The following is a 20,313-nucleotide window of genomic DNA, read 5'->3' as shown; positions in this document are numbered from 1 at the left end:
AACATTCTATCAGTTTATTTCGCAGGCAGCGAATTTGCTGAGATTAGAAAGGAAAGAACTTCGAATCGACTACCCCTCCCTTCCTGCGGACGCCTCCAAAGACGTACGTCATGTCGAACGTAGAGATACATCTCCTGAATGTGGCTTAGTGCAATCCCGGAGAGCCCTCGCTGCGTTCGGTATGGCGAAGGGGCTCAGGATGGCGAGAAGCGCTCAGGGCGACGAAAAGCAAGGATAGGAGAGCATGACCTATTTCAATCGCAAATGTGAATAATTTTATAAATTTTCTTGAAAAGCAAGACTTTATTTTTTATCTTATTGATTTCACAGAGTTTTTTGTCTTTTCTATCAAACCAGAAGCTGTGGATAACAATGTGAACTAATTACTAGCATAAGGTTAGACAGAACTACAACTGTCCTATATAGGACAGTTGTAGAAGTGTATCATTTCAGATTTTTGCGAACTTTCTGTATTGCACGTATCTGTGCTGCTGCGCGAGCTAATTCAGCAGCTGCGATGGAATAGTCAACATCAGAACTTTTATTTGAAATAGCTTCCTCAGCCCTTGCCTTTGCAGCAATGACGGCAGCCTCATCCAAATCTTCAGCGCGTTCAACAGTGTCAGCCAAAACAGTTACATAGTAGGGTTGCACTTCAAGCATCCCACCAGAAACATAATAGATTTCCTGACGATCATTCTGAAGATTTACACGAATTTCCCCTGGTTTCAGGATTGTCAGCAGAGGGGCATGACCAGGGGTTATGCCCACCTCACCTAATTCACCGGTAGCGATAACCATCTCCACTACCCCTGAAAATATTTCTTGTTCAGCACTGACGATATCTAAGTGCATTGTTATTGCCATGTCTGTTTGCCTCATAAGGTTTTAGCTTTAGCAACAGCTTCCTCGATGCTACCAACCATGTAAAATGCCTGCTCAGGCAGATCGTCATATTCGCCGGCAAGAATTCCCTGGAAGCCCTTGATAGTATCTTTTAGTGATACATACTTACCAGGTGATCCAGTGAATACCTCAGCAACGAAAAATGGCTGTGAAAGGAAACGCTGGATTTTACGAGCCCGAGTTACAACACGTTTATCTTCTTCTGAGAGCTCATCCATACCAAGAATTGCAATAATATCTTTCAATTCTTTATATCGTTGCAGAGTTTGTTGAACACGTCGGGCAGTATCATAATGCTCTTGTCCAACAACTAATGGGTCTAACTGGCGTGAAGTAGAATCCAAAGGATCCACCGCAGGGTAAATTCCCAACTCAGCAATTTGACGTGAAAGTACTACTGTCGCATCCAAGTGAGCAAAGGTTGTAGCAGGTGATGGATCAGTTAAGTCATCCGCTGGTACATAGACTGCTTGAATAGACGTAATAGAACCTGTTTTTGTTGAGGTAATACGCTCTTGCAGCATACCCATTTCCTCAGCCAATGTTGGCTGATAACCTACTGCTGATGGCATACGGCCCAGCAGAGCTGATACCTCTACCCCAGCCAAGGTGTAACGGTAGATGTTATCAATAAATAACAGAACGTCACGGCCTTCATCACGGAACTTCTCTGCCATTGTCAAACCAGTCAAGGCAACGCGTAAACGGTTTCCTGGTGGCTCATTCATTTGTCCGTAAACCAAGGATACTTTATCGAGTACGTTAGAATCTTTCATCTCGTGGTAGAAGTCGTTACCCTCACGAGTACGCTCACCAACCCCGGCAAATACAGAGTAACCACTATGCTCATGAGCAATGTTACGGATTAACTCCATCATGTTTACTGTTTTACCTACACCGGCACCACCAAAGAGACCGACCTTACCCCCTTTTGCGAAAGGACAGAGCAAGTCAATAACTTTAATACCAGTTTCCAATAATTCTTGGCCACCAGCCTGATCTTCGTAGCTAGGCGCTTGACGGTGTATAGACCAATGCTCTTCAGCACCAATTGGACCTGCATCGTCAACTGGACGTCCTAATACATCCATAATACGGCCAAGCGTTTTCTTACCTACAGGAACCTGAATTGGTTCACCAGTATTTTCAGCTTTTAGGCCACGCTTCAAACCATCTGTGGTTCCCATTGCAATAGTACGCACAACACCATCACCTAATTGTTGCTGTACTTCAAATACTAAATCTCCCTCAACGAGCTTTAACGCATCGTTAACTTTGGGAACGTTATCGCGGGGAAACTCAACGTCCACAACCGCACCAATAACTTCAACTACTGTTCCTAAACTCATCTTATACCCTCTTATAAAGCGTCTGCACCACCGACAATTTCAGCCAATTCCTGGGTAATGGCAGCTTGTCGGGCTTTGTTATAAGCCAATTGAAATTCTTTAATTAAATCACCAGCGTTATCCGTTGCACTCTTCATTGCAATCATTTTTGCTGCTTGCTCACAAGCAATATTCTCTACAACAGCTTGATAAGCTTGTAGCTCAATATAGCGCTCCAGCAATGCATCAAGTAGTTCTTTTGCATCAGGCTCATAAATATAATCCCAGTGATGTCCTAATGACTTAGAATCTTCTTCTGCAATCGGCAAGGGTAACAGCTGCTTAACGGTTGGTTTTTGCGTCATCGTGTTCACGAATTCGTTATACACTACGTGCAACGCGTCAATTTCGCCTTTATCGTAGGCATCCAGCATTACCTTCACGATACCGATTAAATCACTTACAGCTGGCTTATCGCCAAGTTGATCGACAGTTGCTAGCACTCGTCCACCAACACGTCTAAAAAATGCCTGTCCTTTTCGACCAACAACGCAAAGATCAATTTCTTTGCCACCATGCTGCCAATCGCGAATTGTGCGGATAGATTCTCGCAATAAATTCGAGTTCAAACCACCGCAAAGACCACGATCTGAAGTAATAACAATAAGGCCTATTCGCTTTATCTCACGAGCAACCATAAATGGATGTCGGTATTCTGAGCTAGCACGCGCAAGGTGTCTTACAACATTATAGATTTTGGTTGCATAGGGCTTAGATGCACGCATTCTATCCTGCGTTTTACGCATTTTACTTGCAGCAACCATCTCCATTGCTCGTGTGATTTTTTGCGTGTTTTTAATACTCGCAATTTTTGAACGGATCTCTTTTGCTCCAGCCATATCTCGCTTCGCCTTTAATCAACAGGTTATAGTTAAGGAACTACAATCTGTGTAATCAATGAAGTCCCTAACCTTCAAAAGGTTAGAGACTCTATAATTTACCAACTGCCACTGCGTTTGAATTCTTCAACAGCGGCTTTCAATTGAGCTTCAATCTCACCATCATAGCCTCCTGCTTCATTAATTTTCTGCAATAAGGAAGCATGTGAGGTACGAACATAACCATGAATGGCTGATTCGAAAGAGCTAACCTCAGAAACAGGAATATCATCCAAATAGCCCTTTTCAACGATAAAGAGCGATAGTGCCATTTCTGCGACAGAGAAGGGTGAATATTGCTTTTGTTTCATCAGTTCAGTAATACGTTGGCCGCGCTCTAATTGCTTGCGTGTTGCATCATCCAAATCAGAAGCAAACTGAGAGAAAGCTTCTAACTCACGGAACTGTGCTAGCGCCAAACGTGTACCACCACCCAACTTTTTCATGATCTTTGTCTGAGCCGCGCCACCAACCCGAGATACTGATAAACCTGAGTTAATCGCAGGACGGACACCTGAGTTGAACAGATCAACGTCAAGGAAAATCTGGCCATCGGTAATAGAAATAACGTTGGTAGGTACGAAGGCTGATACGTCCCCTGCCTGTGTTTCGATAACTGGCAAGGCAGTAAGAGAACCTGTTTTGCCCTTAACTTCACCATTAGTTAATCTTTCAACTTCCTGCGCATTGATTCTTGCTGCACGCTCCAAAAGTCGTGAGTGCAGATAGAAAATATCGCCGGGATAAGCTTCACGTCCTGGTGGACGACGGAGAAGCAGAGAAATTTGTCGGTAAGCCCAGGCTTGTTTTGTTAAATCATCATAAACAATCAAGGCATCTTCACCGCGTTCCATGAAGTACTCACCCATAGTACAACCGGAGTAGGGTGCTATAAATTGCAGCGCAGCAGAATCTGAAGCACCGGCAACAACGACAATGGTATGTTCCATTGCGCCATTTTCTTCTAACTTACGAACAATTGCAGCAACTGAAGACGCTTTTTGACCAACAGCAACGTAGATACATTTAACGCCCGTTCCTTTTTGGTTAATAATGGCATCAATTGCAATCGCTGTTTTTCCTGTTTGGCGGTCACCAATAATCAACTCACGCTGACCACGACCAACAGGAATCATTGCATCAATTGCTTTAAGACCTGTCTGTACCGGTTGATCTACTGATTGACGGGCAATTACCCCAGGAGCAACTTTTTCAATCGGAGACATTTTTGCTGCTTCAATTGGGCCTTTGCCATCGATAGGATTACCCAATGCATCGACAACACGACCAAGCAAGCCTTTACCAACGGGTACTTCCAGGATACGTCCTGTACATTTACCTTTTTGACCCTCTGAGAGTTCGGAGTAATCACCGAGGATTACCGCACCAACAGAATCGCGCTCTAAGTTCAACGCTAAGCCATATACACTGCCAGGGAACTCAATCATTTCACCTTGCATAACATCCGCAAGACCGTGAAGACGTACAATACCATCTTTCAAACTTACAATTGTTCCAACATTTCTGGCTTCAGATACAACGTTGAATTGCTCGATTTTTTTTCTGATTAATTCACTGATTTCAGATGGGTTTAATGCTACTTGTTCTGACATGAAATCTATCCTCTCTATTACGCGGCTAAATCAGTACGCAGTTTATTCAACTTGCCTCGTACCGAACCATCAATAATTAAATCTCCCGCATGGATAACTGCTCCACCTATTAGCGACTTATCAATGCTAAGACTTAGCGTTACTTGACGCTGCAACCGCTGGCTCAAAGAACTGGCTAATTGAGCTTGTTGCGCAGATGAAAGCTCAGAAAAACTGATAACTTTTACTTGCAGAGTCTTTTCTTGTTCAGCCCGCAGAGCATCAAAGAGCACTTTAATATCTGGCAATAACATTAGGCGCTTGTTATGTGCTAATAAAGCGACCAAGTTCTCAACCGCTGCTTTTTCATTCGCGTCAATCTTTGTAAATAAAGACATCAGCAACTCTATTTGCTGCTCTACTGTTGCGGCGGGATTTGCAATAAAGTGGGTCGCCTTATCATCCAATACTGCAACAGCAAGTTCATGCAGTATTTCAGACCATTGGCTCAATTTTTGTGAAGCTAAGGCATACTCAAAAATTGCTTTTGCATAGGGTCTGGCGATTGTAGTGGTATTTGACATATCAAATCTCTTCAATCAGGTTATCAAGCAGCGCAGAGTTCGCCTTTGCATCAACTTCACGATTAAGAATTCTCTCTGCGCCAGCTATCGCCAATTGGGCAACCTGCTTACGCAAATCATCTTTTGCACGATTAATTTCTTGCAGTAACTGCTCATGGGCAATTCTTGCTTGTCTTTGTGCTTCTAGCTTAGCCTCTTCCTTTGCTTCTTCAATCAGTTGAGCAGCACGTCGGTTAGCTTTCTCAACAATTTCCGATGCCTGCGTTTTGGCTTGTTTCAAATCATCTTTAACGCGGTGCTGTGCTAGTTCAAGCTCTTTGCGGCCACGCTCTGCGGCAGCTAAACCATCTGCAATTTTGTCCTGACGTTCTTCCATCGCCTTTGACAATGGTGGCCAGACAAATTTCATTGTAAACCAGACAAATGCCAGGAACACGAGCATTTGCACAATTAAAGTTAAATTAATATCCAAGGTATTTTCTCCCGTAGCATGCAGGGCGCAATAAAGCGCCCTTATTTGGTGTTATTAAGAACCCAAACTGCTTAAGAAGGGGTTTGCGAATGTGAAGAATAACGCGATACCCACACCAATCATTGTAACCGCGTCAAGAAGACCCGCAACAATAAACATTTTTACTTGCAACATTGGAACCATTTCAGGTTGACGAGCAGAACCTTCAAGGAATTTACCACCCAATAAACCGAAACCAATTGCAGTACCTAATGCACCTAAACCGATTAACAAAGCGACTGCTAAAACAGTCATACTTTGAACTTGTGCTATTAAATTTGCAGCTTGCATATAAATCCCCTTAATGGACTAAGATTAAATTAAAATGATTAATGGTCTTCATGAGCCAGACTGAGATAAACAATAGTCAGCACCATAAAAATGAACGCTTGCAAGGTGATCACCAATATATGGAATATTGACCAAGCTAAGGCTAACAAAAATTGCGCCGCTCCCAGGGTTGTTGTTCCAACAACAGATGTGGAGGTTGCATTCAAGGTTAGCAAGGCTATCAGAATAAAGATCAATTCGCCAGCGTATAAGTTACCAAAAAGACGTAATGCCAAGGAGATGGGCTTAGCAATCAAACCTACCAGCTCTAAGAGAAGGTTAAAGGGTATAAAAGCCCAATGATTAAACGGCTGTAAGGTAAGCTCTTTGATAAAACCCTTTGCCCCTTTAATTTTCAAGCTGTATATAATGATAAGCAAGAATACTGAAATTGAAAGTGCGAAGGTCATATTAAGATCATTTGTTGGAACCACTTTCAAATAGTGAATTCCAATTGATTGCGCTGCTAATGGCAGTACATCAACAGGCACGATATCTAGGAAATTCATGAAGAACACCCAGACAAAAATCGTTAAAGCCAAGGGGCCAATAAGATTATTTTTACCGTGGAAGCAGTCTTTAACCTGATTATCAGCAAACTCAAGCATGAGCTCTGCAAAATTCTGCAGCTTTCCCGGAACTCCGGTGGTTACCCTGCGAGCGCCAAAGTATAAAAGCGTTAAAACAAACAAACCTGATACTAGCGAGAAAAAAAGCGTATCTAGGTTTAATGTCCAGAAACCATCAGCCCCAAAACTCATTGTCTTAAAGTTAAAGGTTAGATAGGTTAGATGATGTTTGATGTATTGGGTGCTTGATACCATTTCAGTCACTTTCTGGCCTATTTTGTTTGTTAGCAAAAATCAGCGGTGCGAACCAATAATTCATTAGCACCACAATGTAGGTGAAAAAAAACGCAAGAGGGGCTATTTTGTACATTACAAAAACCAATGTAAACAAGATAGCAGTCGACGAAATCTTCAAAGCCTCACCAATGTAAAAACTTTTTACAATTTGTCTTGCTGCTCTGGCGCCTTGATAGCGAAACATTTTTTTAGCGAAGAGAATCGAAGGTACTAAAGCTACAAGTCCTCCTAGCATCGCCGAAATCCCTTCATTTTTACCAAAAAACAAAAAAAACACCAGTGAAATAAATACACTAGTGATCAGTTGCGTTTTAAGCAAACGTTTAACGCCGGCTACGCCGAGCCTATCTTTCACATTTTCACCCATCTTTATAACGCGCGGATTATAAAGTAATCAATTTGGATAATCAACGCCGCAAGTAATTAATCTCTATCTTTTGCTTCAAGCAACTGGAATATTATGACCATATTGCTTATATTTTAAATAGGTTCTGTTGTCTTTTTTTGCTTGAACCGAGGAACCATCAGTATGCGCCCAAGTGAGAGATGCCAACTTTACCTGCGCAATTCACTTCGCAACATAAGGAAAGATCTATGTCTGAAAAGCAACAGCGCACCGCTGCGAGTATGCGGGAAAAAATGATCAATCGCTACGGCGATGGACTCCATCACAAACATGATAAAAATCATATTTCCTATAGGAAACATTGTAGATCTCACCCAGCTCAATGGTTAAATGGTAAAGAAGACGAGGAAGACACAAATGCCTCTACAGGTACGTTGCGTGCAGTTAAATTAAGAAAAATTCGTAAACGACTGGATAAAGGTCGCTTCCATTGATAAAGTAATTACATCCTCCAGGTTAGCCACTTCCTGGTTTGGACAACAACAGTACACAGTGGCCTGGATATGCCAGGCCACAGTTTATTATTTGATCAAGTATCAGTTTCTGCTATTTCACTTAAATTAAAATATTTAAATAGTTTAACCACTCGCTCAACTCCTTCGGTATTTCTGGCTATATTAATCACTCGAGTCGCCTGATGAGGACGAACATCTCCCATTAAATAGACTATTCGATCGGATGTTATTACTTTGAATGCGTGGGGATCGATTGCTGAATCAGCAATTATTTGGCTTCGTATTTTTGCTGTAATCCAGCTATCTTCAACGTTATTATCCGGCTTAGAGCTAATATCTATCTGATTGATGATGCGACGATATCCTTTTAACGCGGATATTCGTTGAACAGCCTCTTGGCGGAGCTCCAAAGTAGAAGCATAACCAGTCAATAAAATATCTCCGTTAAATACGGCTATTTCGATCGAACAATTTCTTTCTTTGAAATCATTATTTTTGTAGATCGCTCGATTTGCTTTTGTTGCCAGTTGAAAATCATCGACCTGCTTGTAGACATTATGGCGATCGTAAAATAGCGAAGCACCTGTCCACAAACTACTAAGGCAGCCTAGCTGAAGCCAGCTGCCTATAAGCAGAATAACTACTAAACGTCCTTGCTTTATCATAATTTATAAAGTTTTTTCTATATTTTTAGACAATATATTGGAAAACTTTGACAACTTTTCTGACGCCTTTCACTTGTCTGGCGACGTGTACGGCAAGATCTGCTTGTTCATGAGTAACAATTCCCATTAAGTAGACCACACCTTTTTCTGTCACTATCCGAATTGAGCCAGATTCCAAACCTTTTTGTGTCAGCATCATGCTACGTGCTTGGCTTGTGATCCAGGCGTCTTTAGTGCGCTGTGAAATTGGCAAGGGATAATCAACGCTAATCTCATCATAAACACGAGTCACGTTTGGAGTGCTTTGGGCAATTTTCTCAGCCAACACACGCAAAGATGCAGCCGGAGTTTGGCCTACCAATAACACAACACGGTTAAAACTACTAACGATGATACGGGAATCACGAAAGCGAGGATCTTTTACTATTGCTGTATGCACTTTATGAAAGATCCTTGTGTCGCTTTCAATAGTGGTCACGCTTCGTCTGTCGTAACCAACCATTCCAGCTGCTGCACCAGCAACTACAGCAGCAACACAGCCACTAAGTAAACAACTAACTAATAAAAAAATGATTGAACGTGTTTTCATAAACTACCCCAACATTTGGCCAAATAAAGATTGATCAATCAAATCACAAAAACAATGTAAAATGAACAAATGCGTTTCACGTATGCGAGCAGCATTATCACCTTGTACACGCAACTCAATATCTTCTGGTCCTAGATGATTAGCCAGAACACCACCATCCCGCCCACTTAGAGCGATAGTATCCATTCCCCGATCATTTGCGGCGTTGACCGCTTGTAAAATACTGTCTGCATTACCTGAAGTTGAAACTACAAGCAGAACATCACCTTCATGACCCAAAGCCTGAATTTGACGAGCAAAAACCTGATCGTAGTGGCTGTCATTAGCAACAGAAGTCAATGAAGCTGTATCCGTTGTTAGTGCAATCACTGGCAGAGCAGGACGTTCAACCTCAAAGTGGTTAATCATTGCCGTTGAAAAATGCAAACAATTCGCAGCGGAACCACCATTACCACACAATAATATTTTGCCATCATTCAGCAAGCAATTAACTAATCGTAAACCTGCCTTCGCTATCAGTGCTGATAATGAATCTGCCACAGCTATTTTTTCTTCAATACTGACACCAAATAGCTGCCTAACTCTGTCTTCCATCTGTGTCATATAAACCCTTAGTAAGTTATCAGCTCCAACCTCTCTGCCATTAATTTGAACCGTTCGCGCAGAGTAACTCAGCCCCTTTGGGCAAATATCGGGAAAAACTTCGAATCAGAAGCTCCTCATCTATCCTTTAGACACCGTTCTTTGAGCCCTAGCTCACGTCTCGAAGCGTCACTGTTAAAGGCTTCGAGACGGCCTAAAGGCCTCTTCAGCCCGAACGGTTCAACTTAATGGCAGTGAGTCCCACCTTTCACTCAAATAAATCTAAACATAGAAACCTGATCAAAAACTCAAATCAAAGGCGTTTTTAATCCATTGAATCTGAGATTCTGGTCCTTCAAAACCCAAAACATCAAAACGGACAGGTTGTTTATCTAAAATGTTTTTGAGCAACATATAGGTTGTTGCCGCCTTTATCAGTTTTTGTTGCTTTGAATAGCTAACACTTGCCAATGCCCCACCAAAAGAATTTGATGCACGGGCCCTTACTTCCACGAATACGAGATAGTTGTTCTCTCGCATAATTAAATCTATCTCGCCCCATCGACATCGATAGTTAGACTCAATCCATTGCAAACCCTGAGCAACAAGATAATTGCGCGCTTGCTGCTCTGCTGCAAATCCTATTTTTAAGGACATCGGTTTCCCTTTCAATATGTCTTAAGAGATCAAGAGATGCTTGTAGCTACTGCTACACCGCCTCTAAATTGCCCCCAGGCAGGAATTCTTGCAATCTGCTGCGCACGATTTAAATAAAGAACTCCACTCTTATCATCCATACCCATAGCAGGGAAGAGTAATAACTGATTGAGCTGAGTCGATAAGGTATAACTATCCATACCCAAGGCATATAAGCGATTATAACTATTTAACTGTTCCGGCCAATTTTTATTCCCCGCCTGATGGTTAAATACCCAGGGCATATCGCTAAAAATAATGCCATCTAAGTCTTTGTCCTTCATGATGTTTAGGCTACCGCCATACACAGTAGATGTTGCATAGACAGGAACATTGCCCGCGAAATAATATCTAAGCAAAGGCATGATTTGTCGTGCTTTTGTTGGATAGGCAAGCAAAAAGATCATATCGAAATCTTGTCGTCTGCGTTGGATTGTTTGAATATTCCGGCCTAGCAACTGTTTAACTTGTTTTTCTCTGGCCTGACTTTCTGAAACATGGAGCAAGTTCCTTACTGCAACATTCAAATCCTCGCTGTTGCCATAGGCAAGTTTATCAACAATAGTGCCACCATTATTTCGCCATTGCGCTGTAAAGGCAGCTACAATTTCATCTCCCCAAGTACCGGCAGGTGCTATAACCAAGGCCCGCTTGTAACCTTTTTTACCAGCTCTTGCTGCAACCTGGCGTGCTTCATTCGTCGGTGATAGGCCAAAATGATAAGCATTGGGATTTCCACTAGTATCCACATCGTTAAGCAAAAGAGTAGGGACTGGATGCTCGGCTGCTGCTACAGTAGCGACATCATTTTTAGTTAGTGGTCCAACCACATAATCAGCGCCTTCACTGATTGCTTGCTGATAGAGCTCGGAAACATTTGTTGCAGCTGTATCGTAGAGTCGAACCTTTGTTGCAGTATTTGCTGATGCAGCCATAAAACCATCACGAATGGCACCACCAGGTCCGGCTAAGGGGCCGCTAAGGGGTAGCAATAAGGCAACCTGTTTAGGATTAGCATGCAAATAGGGTTTCACGGATGCCAGAGGCGATGGTAATAATTTATTAGCGGGGTGCTCTGAATAAGTACTTTGCCATTGCTCAACCTGGGCATAGGTTTCTTGCACATTAGCATTTTTCTCTCTGGCAACTAGTGCTAATTTCATCCAACCTTGTAATTCTGAGCTTTCAGGCGCTTCAACTGCAAGGGTATTCAATTCTTCAACCGGCAATTTGGTAAGAGTTAACCACAAGATTCGACGGTTATTCGTTTGACCAGCCTCATCAGGAATTAGACGCTCCAACTTGATCCTCTCAACAACAGATTCTGCAGGATTACCTACAGATTCGTAGGCCAAAGCCAGCGTTTCATGGTATTGAACTTGATAAAATGGAGACAAACTGCTAATTTCATGCACCCCAGCCAAGCGCGAAATTGCTGCCTTTGGCTGGTCCCGGATAATATCTGTCTTAGCAAGTAGGATAGTTTTCGCGCTAGCTTGTTCTGGCGATAAATTAGTTGTTTGCGCTAAGGTGCGTATACCATCACGCCACTGGCCATCGTAGATAAAACGCCCAGCAGCCATTATTAGCAGGTTTGACTTTTCTTCATCTGCCTGATTCCTTGCCAGTGCAAGATAGGTTGTTGCAGGCATGGTAAAAGGTACGGCTTCTGCCTTTGATTGCTCTTTATTTACAATAGGTTGAAGCTGAGGTTCGATCACTTTTGCACACTGAGAAAGTAAAAAAGCAGAAACAATTATGGATACAACTTTTAAAACTGGAGAATTTGCTAGCATGAAGGTAGGTCCAAAACGCAGGAACGCAATAGGATAAACTATGGTAAAAAATTCAGCAAGAACTACAGGTACTCTTTATATCGTAGCCACGCCAATAGGTAACCGCGATGATATCAGTCTAAGGGCACTTGAAACTTTAAAATCTGTCGATGCCATCTTAGCTGAAGACACACGACACTCGGCACAATTGCTTAACCTCCTCGGTATCCATAAAACCTTGCATTCTTTACATGCACACAATGAAGCCCAGAAAAGTGCGCAAATTATCCAAGCAATGGAAGAAGGGCAATCTTTTGCCTTAATAAGTGATGCAGGCACACCCTTAATCAGTGATCCTGGCTTTCCACTCGTTCGCCAAGCACGCGAAAAGCAAATTAACATAGTTCCCATCCCAGGGGCTTGCGCATTAATAACTGCATTATCGGCTGCTGGCGTCGCCTGTGACAGCTTTACTTTCATAGGCTTTTTACCGGCTAAACAAACTGCCCGTCGTGCTAAACTAGAATCCTTACGTCATAGTGAACATACCATCGTTTTTTACGAATCAACTCATCGACTCATTGACTGTCTTGATGATCTTATTGAGATTTATGGTCAAGACTATGAAATGGTAGTCGCTAAGGAATTAACCAAAGCCTTTGAGCGTTTTATTAGCGGCTCTGTGCAGGCGATTAAAGATTGGTTTTTTGCTGATGCAGCTCACACTAAAGGGGAATTTGTTTTCATCCTGCCAGCCAGGCCCATTCAAGAACAGTCAAATCAGAATGAAAAAGAGGTCTTAACTCTTTTACTGAATGAATTACCCTTAAAACAAGCAGTAAAAATCGCAAGCCTATTAACCCAAAAGAACAAGAATGAACTTTACAAATTAGCCTTGCTGTTAAACGAACAAAAAGAAAAAAGATAAAACAAAATGTAGATTCTTTAAAAAAAATCAGTATAGAATTGGTTCTGGTCGCTTTAATAAGGATATTAATCGTGCCATATAGCCCCCTAAAGAAGTTACTTTTTTCCTGTTCTTTGCTACTTTCTTCCTACTGTTTAGCAAAGCCTCTTGGTCAAGTTCAGATCACCGATCCCCTTTTTAATAATCGCTCTATCATTTACGAAGTAATTAATGGCTTTGCTGTTGTAGAAGGGGATATTCTGCTGGCAAAAGTTCAAGAACTTGGTAATCGTAACGCAGTATTTCGCTTAAAGCTGGGAGGAAGTCGTTGGGAAAATGGTCAAATTCCCTTTGAAATATCAGAGGACCTGCCCTGGCAGAACAAACTAGCTGTTTTTCAAGCCCTTCTTCAATGGCAAAATTCTTCTAATGTAAAATTTATAGAACTTAACTCAAAAAACCGTCTTCTCTATGAAGACTATATTGTCTTTGTTCCCGCCCAAGGCAGAACCTGCTCATCTTATGTTGGCAGGCTGGGTGGACGCCAAGTGATTAATCTGGCAAAACGATGTAATACCATGAATACCGTTCATGAAATTGGCCATGCTCTGGGATTATGGCATGAGCAATCTCGTGGTGATCGAGAGAGTTTTGTTCGCATTGCTTGGGAAAATATTGATGAGAGTAATAAACATAATTTTGATCAGAAATTATCTGATGGTAAAGATTATGGCGATTATGATTATCAATCAATCATGCATTATAGTGCCTTTGCCTTTTCAAAAAATGGTAAAAAAACCATCATTCCGCTGACTGATGGTGCGGTAATAGGGCAGAGAGAACAGTTAAGTGAGAAAGACATTGCTGCGATCAATGCTATGTATCCTCTGGAATAGTCCTAAGGTCATTAGCGTTAGTTGTACAGATTAAATGTAGCCTGGATGCAGCACAGCGAAATCCGGGTGGTCATGACTGATGGATCCCGGATTTCGCTTCGCAGCATTAAGGCAACAATACCTGCCAGGTGATGCGACTAAAAACAAGGAACACAAGACCCTGGCTCATATTCAGTGCTATCTTCCATCTGTACCATTTCTTTTTTCAGAGGTTTTTCCTCACTCAGAAGCTCTAACTCTATCGCAATATCCTCTGGATTTTTATTATCCGCAGCATGCTTACTGGCAGAACTTAATAATTGATACCCTATATAAAGAAGGGCAACAGCCACAGCAGCTTGCCAGCAAACGGCAATCATCGTAATTAACAAGGCTGGCATAACCACATTTTTTGCCATGGTAAGATAAAAATCATTGCGTGCTTGTTTGTATTCAGCCAAATACTTATCGTAATTTAGGTTTTCAAAACCTGCGTTATCAAGAAGCAAGCTTTTCTCTTTATATTTATTGTAAGCACCATCTGAGAGATACATAGCTACAGCAAAAGTACAGAGCATGTAACAAGCAAGTACCATAATTGGCGGTGAGAAAATCATTGAGGCAGAAAAACCAGCCATCAATAAAAGCGCCGCGCTAGCATTAAACCAATAAGTCGCACTTTTTGCCTGCCACTGAATATCAAGACGTTTAATTTGTTCGTTCAACAAACGACAATGCTCTGCAAGCATCGTTTTTTCATCAAGAAGATCGTTTAATTCTTCGGCTCCCAAGCCTTCGGTATTAGGTATTCGCTCTGCTAAATCCTGATAATACTGAAGATCGGAGCAAAGTTGTGTTCGTTTTACCTCATATTCACGCTTAGCTAGATGACGTTTCCAAAGGATAAGACAGAAATCAAAAAACAAGAATCCTGCTACAATCCAACCCGCAGTTGGTCCTGCAATATGAACTAGCTCGTTATAGTTAGTGAGAAAGTTAACCGTGCCCCAAACGATATCATTGAGCATCTCAGGGTGAAGATCATAAAAGTCGTTGGCTAAACGTGTATACCAGTGCAAGGCTTGTTCTTGTTTGCTTGGAAATAAGACATGCTTAAGAATTGTACCTCCATTGATAATAAAGCGGGCTGCAAAAAAACCAACGCTCAAAACCCTAAGTACTGCATTTGGCTTTTCCAAAGTATTTATAATGCCATCCACATCGATTTTTTTACCAAATACACTGCCAATTCTATCTATCAAATCCAAATCCCGTGCTAAAAGGAATGATTTGGTTATTGATGTACGGCAGAAAAACCAGTAAATACGGCTTATGTTAGCAAAAGCTACTGTATCCTTAATTTTTGATATTTTAGTTGGTGTAGTTAACCAATCAACCAACCCTGCTGCAATTGCCTTAGCCAGATATGCAATAAAGCTATCATTAGATTTGGGATCCTTAGGGTATTCACCGGTTATACAACGTTTCCTTATTTGTATTCTTAGTTTTAAAAATTTTTTTGCTTCTTCCTTCTGCCCATAAGCTTGATGATAATTTTGTAACATGATGCAGCAGTAGTAGCAGTAGAACCAGAAAATATCGTGATTGACATCATTCTCTAGGAGAAGGTTGTAGTAGAGCTCAAATTCTTGTCGAATAAGCTTTATATTTGTCCCTACAAAGTCATAATTATGCTCTTCGTCATTAGCACGCATCCTTGCCTCATCAATAGAGGTTACTGTTGCAAAAAAATCGCGTTTATCAAATGCAACATCGATAAATTGTGCTTCTTTGACCCTAGAGACCATAATTAAACCCTCCAGAAAGTGAAACGGACAAAATTACCACTCTCTTTTGCAAGGTACAAGACATTTTGCATTTATTTTTTTCACATTGTTTTTATTAAGTAACATAATGTCAGTTATGGATAAGGACACTACATTAAAGCCGTTCGGGCTGAGGAGGCCTTTAGGCCGTCTCGAAGCTTTGCGCAGTGACGCTTCGAGACCTGAGGTATCCACACGAATTTGTAACTCAAAGAAATAGCTATTGATTAAATCATTATGCACTTTCTTATGTCGTTCCTGCGCAGGAATGACAGAAAAACAGACCAATCTAAGCAATAAATAAACATCTTTTCAGTAGCGCTTCTGAGTCTCAAATTCGTGGGGATACCTCAGTTCGAGACCTGTTCTTGCGCATAGACCTCAGCGCGAACGGATAGAAATGCCTTTATCCATAACTGACGTTAACTTAAGATAGATATTTACTTATTTGCCTATACAAAAACTGGAAAAAATTCGTCCTAATAAGTCATCAGAACTAAATTCACCAGTAATCTCGCAAAGGGATTGATGCGCAAGGCGTAAATCTTCTGCCAATAACTCACCAGCACGTTGACCTCTCAGTTGCTCTTGTCCAGCTAATAGTAATTCTTTCGCCAGATCTAAGGCTTGCAAATGACGTCTTCTAGCTAAAAATTGACCTTCTGCGGGTTGATAACCCACTGCTTTTTTGATTTTATCTTTCAATAAATCAATACCAATTCCCTGTTTTGCGGAAAGATAAACGGCGTTCATTTCTATCTTAGGCCCAATATTGCAGGAATCGATTTTATTAAACACCTGAATAATAGGTACTGATTGAGGCAGAGCTTTGCGAATTGTCTCATTCAACTCAATATTGGTTTCCGCGCTATTTATATCACTTATGATTAACAGACAATCCGCACGACTGACTTCCTGCCATGCACGCTTGATTCCTTCTTTCTCAACCAAATCGTCACTATCTCTTAAACCGGCTGTATCGACCACATGCAGCGGAATATCATCAAGCAAAATATGTTCGCGCATGACATCGCGTGTTGTTCCAGCTACATCGGTAACAATTGCAACATCTCGGCCAGCAAGGCAATTAATAAGAGTTGATTTACCTGCGTTAGGTCGGCCAGCGATAACCACAGAAAGACCCTCTCGCATCATTGCACCTTGCGAGGCATTCAAACGGATTGCTTCCAATGCTTGCAAAATGCCCGTAAGCATACCAGCGACCTTACCATCACTTAAAAAGTCAATTTCTTCTTCAGGAAAATCTATTGCTGCCTCAACATATAGCCGTAAATAAATTAGCTTTTCGCTGATCTCATTAATTTTTTTTGAAAATTCCCCTTGTAGGGATTTAACTGCCATTCGCGCAGCTGTTTCCGAGCTTGCGTGAATCAGATCGGCAATAGCCTCTGCTTGTGTTAAATCCATTTTATCGTTTAGGAAGGCTCGTTCAGAAAACTCTCCAGGTCTTGCGAGTCTGGCTCCAAGGGTTGTGCATTCCTTAAGCAAACTATCTAAGACAAAGGGGGACCCATGACCTTGAAATTCGACAATATCTTCCCCAGTAAAGGAATGAGGAGCTTTGAAGAAGATTATTAGTCCCTTATCAATAATTTCATTCTGGCGGTTGTAAAAGGGACCATAATTAGCAAGGCGTGGGGTTAAGGCCTTATTGCCATTCAGTTGTAGAGCAATTGAGTGAGCAAGGGGGCCTGAAAGGCGGATAATACCCACTCCACCGCGACCGGGTGGAGTGGCAATTGCAACTATTGTTTCTTCTTGCATTTATTTAGCTGAAGCAAGAGCTTTATTAGATTTGTCATCTTCACTGTATTTTCTGGTGATATACCATTGCTGCAGAATTGACAGTGTATTGTTCACTATCCAGTAAAGAACCAGACCTGCGGGGAAATTCCAGAACAGACCAGTAAACAGGATGGGTAAAAACATCATTATTTTAGCCTGCATCGGATCTGGAGGTGCTGGGTTTAATCTTTGCTGAATCAGCATAGTAGCGCCCATAATGACTGGCAGAACATGGAAAGGATCAGCAACTGCTAAGTCCTTTATCCAGAAAATGAAAGGGGCTTGTCTCAGTTCAACACTTTCCAACAATACCCAGTAAAGCGCGATAAAGACAGGAATCTGAATAATAATAGGTAAACAGCCACCTAAAGGATTTACTTTTTCCTGGCGGTATAACTCCATGGTTGCCTGGCTCATTTTTGCTTTATCATCACCATAGCGCTCACGTAGTGCTTGTAGTTTGGGCTGTAATTTGCGCATACCCGCCATTGATTTATAACTCGATGCTGACAATCGGTAGAAGGCAAGTTTTACTAGCACAGTAACCAGTACAATAGACCAACCCCAGTTATTAACAACGGAATGTATTGCCCTCATCAATGAAAATAGCAGTGATGATAAAAACCACAGAATCCCGTAATCAACTGTCAAATCAAGGCCAGGAGCAATTTCTTTCAGGCTAGATGTAACTTCTGGCCCGATGTATAAGCTTGCGCCGATTTCTTTTTGACTCCCCGGAGCAACAGTTATTGGCTGGGTTACCACGCCGATTGTGTAATCTTCATCAGCATAGCGAGTATAAAACATGTTAGAGCTATCTTGGTTTGGTATCCATGCACTAACAAAATAGTGTTGCTGCATAGCAACCCATCCCCCTTTTGCATCAGCAGAGAGGTTTGACTTGGTCATGTCTTTAAAATTAACTTTTTGATAGCGATGTACACCAGGGTTTGAGTAGGAGGCGCCAGTGTAAGAACCTACCTGGAACATGCTCGATTTATCTTCTTGTGGAGAACTTCTTAAAAGCTGGGTATTCATATAACCTTGCCAAGCAGCTGTTCCTTGATTATCGATCAGATATCTCATCTGAATCAGGTAACTGCCTTTGGTAAATACAAATTCTTTTTTAACATCAAGGCCATCAGCTGTTTTGCCAGTTAAGACAACTGTTAATGTTTTCTCTCCAGGAGTCATTTGATATTGCTGTTGTGTAGCTCTAAAACCAAAATCAATATTTTTCGTAACCTGATTTGCATTCGTAAACAAGCTACTATTAGCTACGTAACGTTCTTGAGTCTGATTTTGCAAGAGAGTAAATGGTTTGTTCTTTTCTTCGACGCTTACAGGATAATCAAGCAACTGGGCCTCAACGATGTCCCCATGTCGTAAATCAATAGCCAAATCAAGAACATCTGTCTTAATTTTGATAACCTGCGCTGACGAACTCGTGCCTGTCTCTTCAGCCGTATTAATGGGCTTAATTTCTGTTGTTTGATTGTTCGAACTATTTGAGAGATTAGGCAATAGACCGTCATCTTTGGCAGATGCAGCAGCGATATTTGAATTTTGAGTAATTGGCTGTGGTCTTGGCGGATAATCATGCTGCCAACTAGTCCATAAGGAATAAACTACCAGCGCAAGCGCTGCATATAAAACTACACGTCGTATATCCATCAAAGCTTCTCTTCGTTAGGTGATACTGGATCATAGCCACCCTCGGCCCAAGGATGACATCGTAATAAACGGCGCACAGCCAACCATCCGCCTTTGAACACACCGTAGTTTTTTATTGCTGCAAGGGCATATTGCGAACAACTCGGATAGTAGCGGCAACAAGGTTGGATGATAGGACTTAGTAGCAATCGGTATAAAACTATTGGGAAGCAAATCAAATTGCGTATAAAACGGTTAATTTGTCCCATGTTTTATCCAATCTCGCAATAATTGTCTTGTTTTCAACTTCTGCCACACCTCGTTTTGCTAAAAATATCATGTCGATAGCAGGTAAGCGAGTGGTACGGAAATTCTCGCGCAAAAGGCGCTTTATGCGATTTCGGTCATGCGCTTTAGGTATTGCTTTCTTTGACAGGGCCAAGCCAAGTCTGGCGTGCCCCAAAGTATTTGCGCGGTGCAAAATAATAAACTCTGGGGTTACCGTTTTTTTTGCTTGCTCAAAGACATGATCGTAATCACTTTTCTTTAACAAGCGCCGCGTTTTGCTAAAACAATTCACTTAAGCTGATAAACGCTTACGACCTTTAGCACGACGACGTTTCAATACTAAACGACCACCGCGTGTCGCCATACGCTGACGAAAACCATGATCCCGTTTACGCTTTAAGTTACTGGGTTGGAAAGTGCGTTTCATGATGAACCTGTTGTTAATTAAATTTTGAGGTTGGCAATGATAGAAAACTTTACATCTGCTGTCAAACAATGCGCTCTTTGGACAGAAGTTTTTTTTGCTGGCAGATAATAAAAATAAAAATATAAAAGTTTATTTGATTTTTATTATATAGCAGCTTAATTACTGTTAATAACTTACTAAAATAATTTAAAAACAATAAGTTAATAACTTTAATTCTTGTTAAATACCTCTGTAAACTACTATTAATTAGACATTAATAACTTAGATAATGAAGTTATGCCCATCAAAATATCCACTATTTATATCAA

At 41.4% G+C, this 20,313-nt stretch carries 23 protein-coding genes; 3 read left to right on the top strand and 20 right to left on the bottom strand.

Features of this window, described 5'->3' with window-relative positions; all coding sequences use genetic code 11:
* Positions 1-444: 444 nt before the first annotated feature.
* From BN1094_RS02220 to BN1094_RS02180, 9 genes are all read right to left on the bottom strand, one after another.
* On the bottom strand, positions 445-867 hold the full coding sequence (locus tag BN1094_RS02220) for a F0F1 ATP synthase subunit epsilon (protein ID WP_043873660.1): 423 nt from the start codon (positions 865-867) through the stop codon (positions 445-447).
* Between the two features lie 11 nt (positions 868-878).
* Positions 879-2,255 (bottom strand): F0F1 ATP synthase subunit beta, encoded by a 1,377-nt coding sequence (gene atpD / locus BN1094_RS02215; protein WP_043872777.1) that lies wholly within the window; start codon positions 2,253-2,255, stop codon positions 879-881.
* A gap of 11 nt (positions 2,256-2,266) precedes the next feature.
* Positions 2,267-3,133, bottom strand: a complete 867-nt coding sequence (gene atpG, locus BN1094_RS02210; RefSeq protein WP_043872776.1) for a F0F1 ATP synthase subunit gamma — start codon at positions 3,131-3,133, stop codon at positions 2,267-2,269.
* A 98-nt stretch (positions 3,134-3,231) separates the two neighbouring features.
* Positions 3,232-4,785, bottom strand: coding sequence for a F0F1 ATP synthase subunit alpha (gene atpA / locus BN1094_RS02205; protein WP_043872775.1), 1,554 nt, complete (start codon positions 4,783-4,785; stop codon positions 3,232-3,234).
* Between the two features lie 17 nt (positions 4,786-4,802).
* Complete coding sequence (locus BN1094_RS02200; protein WP_043872774.1) at positions 4,803-5,348, bottom strand: F0F1 ATP synthase subunit delta; 546 nt, start codon at positions 5,346-5,348, stop codon at positions 4,803-4,805.
* 1 nt (position 5,349) lies between these two features.
* Entirely contained in the window at positions 5,350-5,820 is a 471-nt protein-coding gene (locus BN1094_RS02195) for a F0F1 ATP synthase subunit B (RefSeq protein ID WP_043872773.1), read from the bottom strand.
* A 54-nt stretch (positions 5,821-5,874) separates the two neighbouring features.
* Positions 5,875-6,150 carry a F0F1 ATP synthase subunit C gene (gene atpE / locus BN1094_RS02190; RefSeq protein WP_043872772.1) on the bottom strand — a complete coding sequence of 92 codons (276 nt, stop codon included), beginning with the start codon at positions 6,148-6,150 and terminating at the stop codon, positions 5,875-5,877.
* A 38-nt stretch (positions 6,151-6,188) separates the two neighbouring features.
* Positions 6,189-7,013 (bottom strand): F0F1 ATP synthase subunit A, encoded by an 825-nt coding sequence (gene atpB / locus BN1094_RS02185; protein WP_081934939.1) that lies wholly within the window; start codon positions 7,011-7,013, stop codon positions 6,189-6,191.
* 1 nt (position 7,014) lies between these two features.
* Entirely contained in the window at positions 7,015-7,422 is a 408-nt protein-coding gene (locus BN1094_RS02180) for a F0F1 ATP synthase subunit I (protein WP_043872771.1), read from the bottom strand.
* 227 nt (positions 7,423-7,649) lie between these two features.
* Here BN1094_RS02180 and BN1094_RS02175 point away from each other — a divergent pair, with 227 nt between their 5' ends.
* Positions 7,650-7,895 carry a hypothetical protein gene (locus BN1094_RS02175; protein ID WP_043872770.1) on the top strand — a complete coding sequence of 82 codons (246 nt, stop codon included), beginning with the start codon at positions 7,650-7,652 and terminating at the stop codon, positions 7,893-7,895.
* 95 nt (positions 7,896-7,990) lie between these two features.
* Here the strand turns inward: BN1094_RS02175 and BN1094_RS02170 are convergent, their stop codons facing one another.
* The 5 genes from BN1094_RS02170 to BN1094_RS02150 form a co-directional block, all read right to left on the bottom strand.
* The gene (locus BN1094_RS02170) at positions 7,991-8,581 is read right to left on the bottom strand and encodes a BON domain-containing protein (RefSeq protein ID WP_043872769.1); all 591 of its coding nucleotides are present in this window, start codon (positions 8,579-8,581) and stop codon (positions 7,991-7,993) included.
* A 25-nt stretch (positions 8,582-8,606) separates the two neighbouring features.
* Entirely contained in the window at positions 8,607-9,170 is a 564-nt protein-coding gene (locus tag BN1094_RS02165; RefSeq protein ID WP_043872768.1) for a BON domain-containing protein, read from the bottom strand.
* 3 nt (positions 9,171-9,173) lie between these two features.
* Positions 9,174-9,773, bottom strand: coding sequence for a D-sedoheptulose-7-phosphate isomerase (locus tag BN1094_RS02160; protein ID WP_043872767.1), 600 nt, complete (start codon positions 9,771-9,773; stop codon positions 9,174-9,176).
* Between the two features lie 279 nt (positions 9,774-10,052).
* A complete protein-coding gene (locus BN1094_RS02155) occupies positions 10,053-10,409 on the bottom strand; it encodes a YraN family protein (protein ID WP_043872766.1) in 357 nt (118 codons plus the stop codon).
* 29 nt (positions 10,410-10,438) lie between these two features.
* Entirely contained in the window at positions 10,439-12,244 is a 1,806-nt protein-coding gene (locus BN1094_RS02150; protein WP_043872765.1) for a penicillin-binding protein activator, read from the bottom strand.
* A 40-nt stretch (positions 12,245-12,284) separates the two neighbouring features.
* Here BN1094_RS02150 and rsmI point away from each other — a divergent pair, with 40 nt between their 5' ends.
* Positions 12,285-13,151, top strand: coding sequence for a 16S rRNA (cytidine(1402)-2'-O)-methyltransferase (gene rsmI / locus BN1094_RS02145; RefSeq protein ID WP_043872764.1), 867 nt, complete (start codon positions 12,285-12,287; stop codon positions 13,149-13,151).
* Between the two features lie 71 nt (positions 13,152-13,222).
* Positions 13,223-14,026, top strand: coding sequence for a Dot/Icm T4SS effector Zinc-dependent metalloprotease LegP (gene legP / locus BN1094_RS02140; RefSeq protein ID WP_052403082.1), 804 nt, complete (start codon positions 13,223-13,225; stop codon positions 14,024-14,026).
* 137 nt (positions 14,027-14,163) lie between these two features.
* Here the strand turns inward: legP and BN1094_RS02135 are convergent, their stop codons facing one another.
* The 6 genes from BN1094_RS02135 to rpmH form a co-directional block, all read right to left on the bottom strand.
* On the bottom strand, positions 14,164-15,813 hold the full coding sequence (locus BN1094_RS02135) for a hypothetical protein (protein ID WP_052403081.1): 1,650 nt from the start codon (positions 15,811-15,813) through the stop codon (positions 14,164-14,166).
* A 462-nt stretch (positions 15,814-16,275) separates the two neighbouring features.
* The gene (gene mnmE / locus BN1094_RS02130; protein ID WP_043872763.1) at positions 16,276-17,616 is read right to left on the bottom strand and encodes a tRNA uridine-5-carboxymethylaminomethyl(34) synthesis GTPase MnmE; all 1,341 of its coding nucleotides are present in this window, start codon (positions 17,614-17,616) and stop codon (positions 16,276-16,278) included.
* The gene (gene yidC / locus BN1094_RS02125; protein WP_043872762.1) at positions 17,617-19,311 is read right to left on the bottom strand and encodes a membrane protein insertase YidC; all 1,695 of its coding nucleotides are present in this window, start codon (positions 19,309-19,311) and stop codon (positions 17,617-17,619) included.
* Positions 19,311-19,559, bottom strand: coding sequence for a membrane protein insertion efficiency factor YidD (gene yidD, locus BN1094_RS19115; protein WP_081934937.1), 249 nt, complete (start codon positions 19,557-19,559; stop codon positions 19,311-19,313). Before yidD ends, yidC begins: the two co-directional genes overlap by 1 nt.
* The gene (gene rnpA, locus BN1094_RS02120) at positions 19,526-19,870 is read right to left on the bottom strand and encodes a ribonuclease P protein component (RefSeq protein ID WP_043872761.1); all 345 of its coding nucleotides are present in this window, start codon (positions 19,868-19,870) and stop codon (positions 19,526-19,528) included. Before rnpA ends, yidD begins: the two co-directional genes overlap by 34 nt.
* Complete coding sequence (gene rpmH, locus BN1094_RS19110) at positions 19,871-20,005, bottom strand: 50S ribosomal protein L34 (RefSeq protein ID WP_019215662.1); 135 nt, start codon at positions 20,003-20,005, stop codon at positions 19,871-19,873.
* Between the last annotated feature and the right edge of the window lie 308 nt (positions 20,006-20,313).

The organism is Legionella massiliensis, assembly GCF_000756815.1.
GTDB classification, from domain to species: Bacteria; Pseudomonadota; Gammaproteobacteria; order Legionellales; family Legionellaceae; genus Tatlockia; species Tatlockia massiliensis.
Note: the sequence above shows the minus strand (reverse complement) of the source record. Positions and strands in the feature narration are given on the sequence as shown.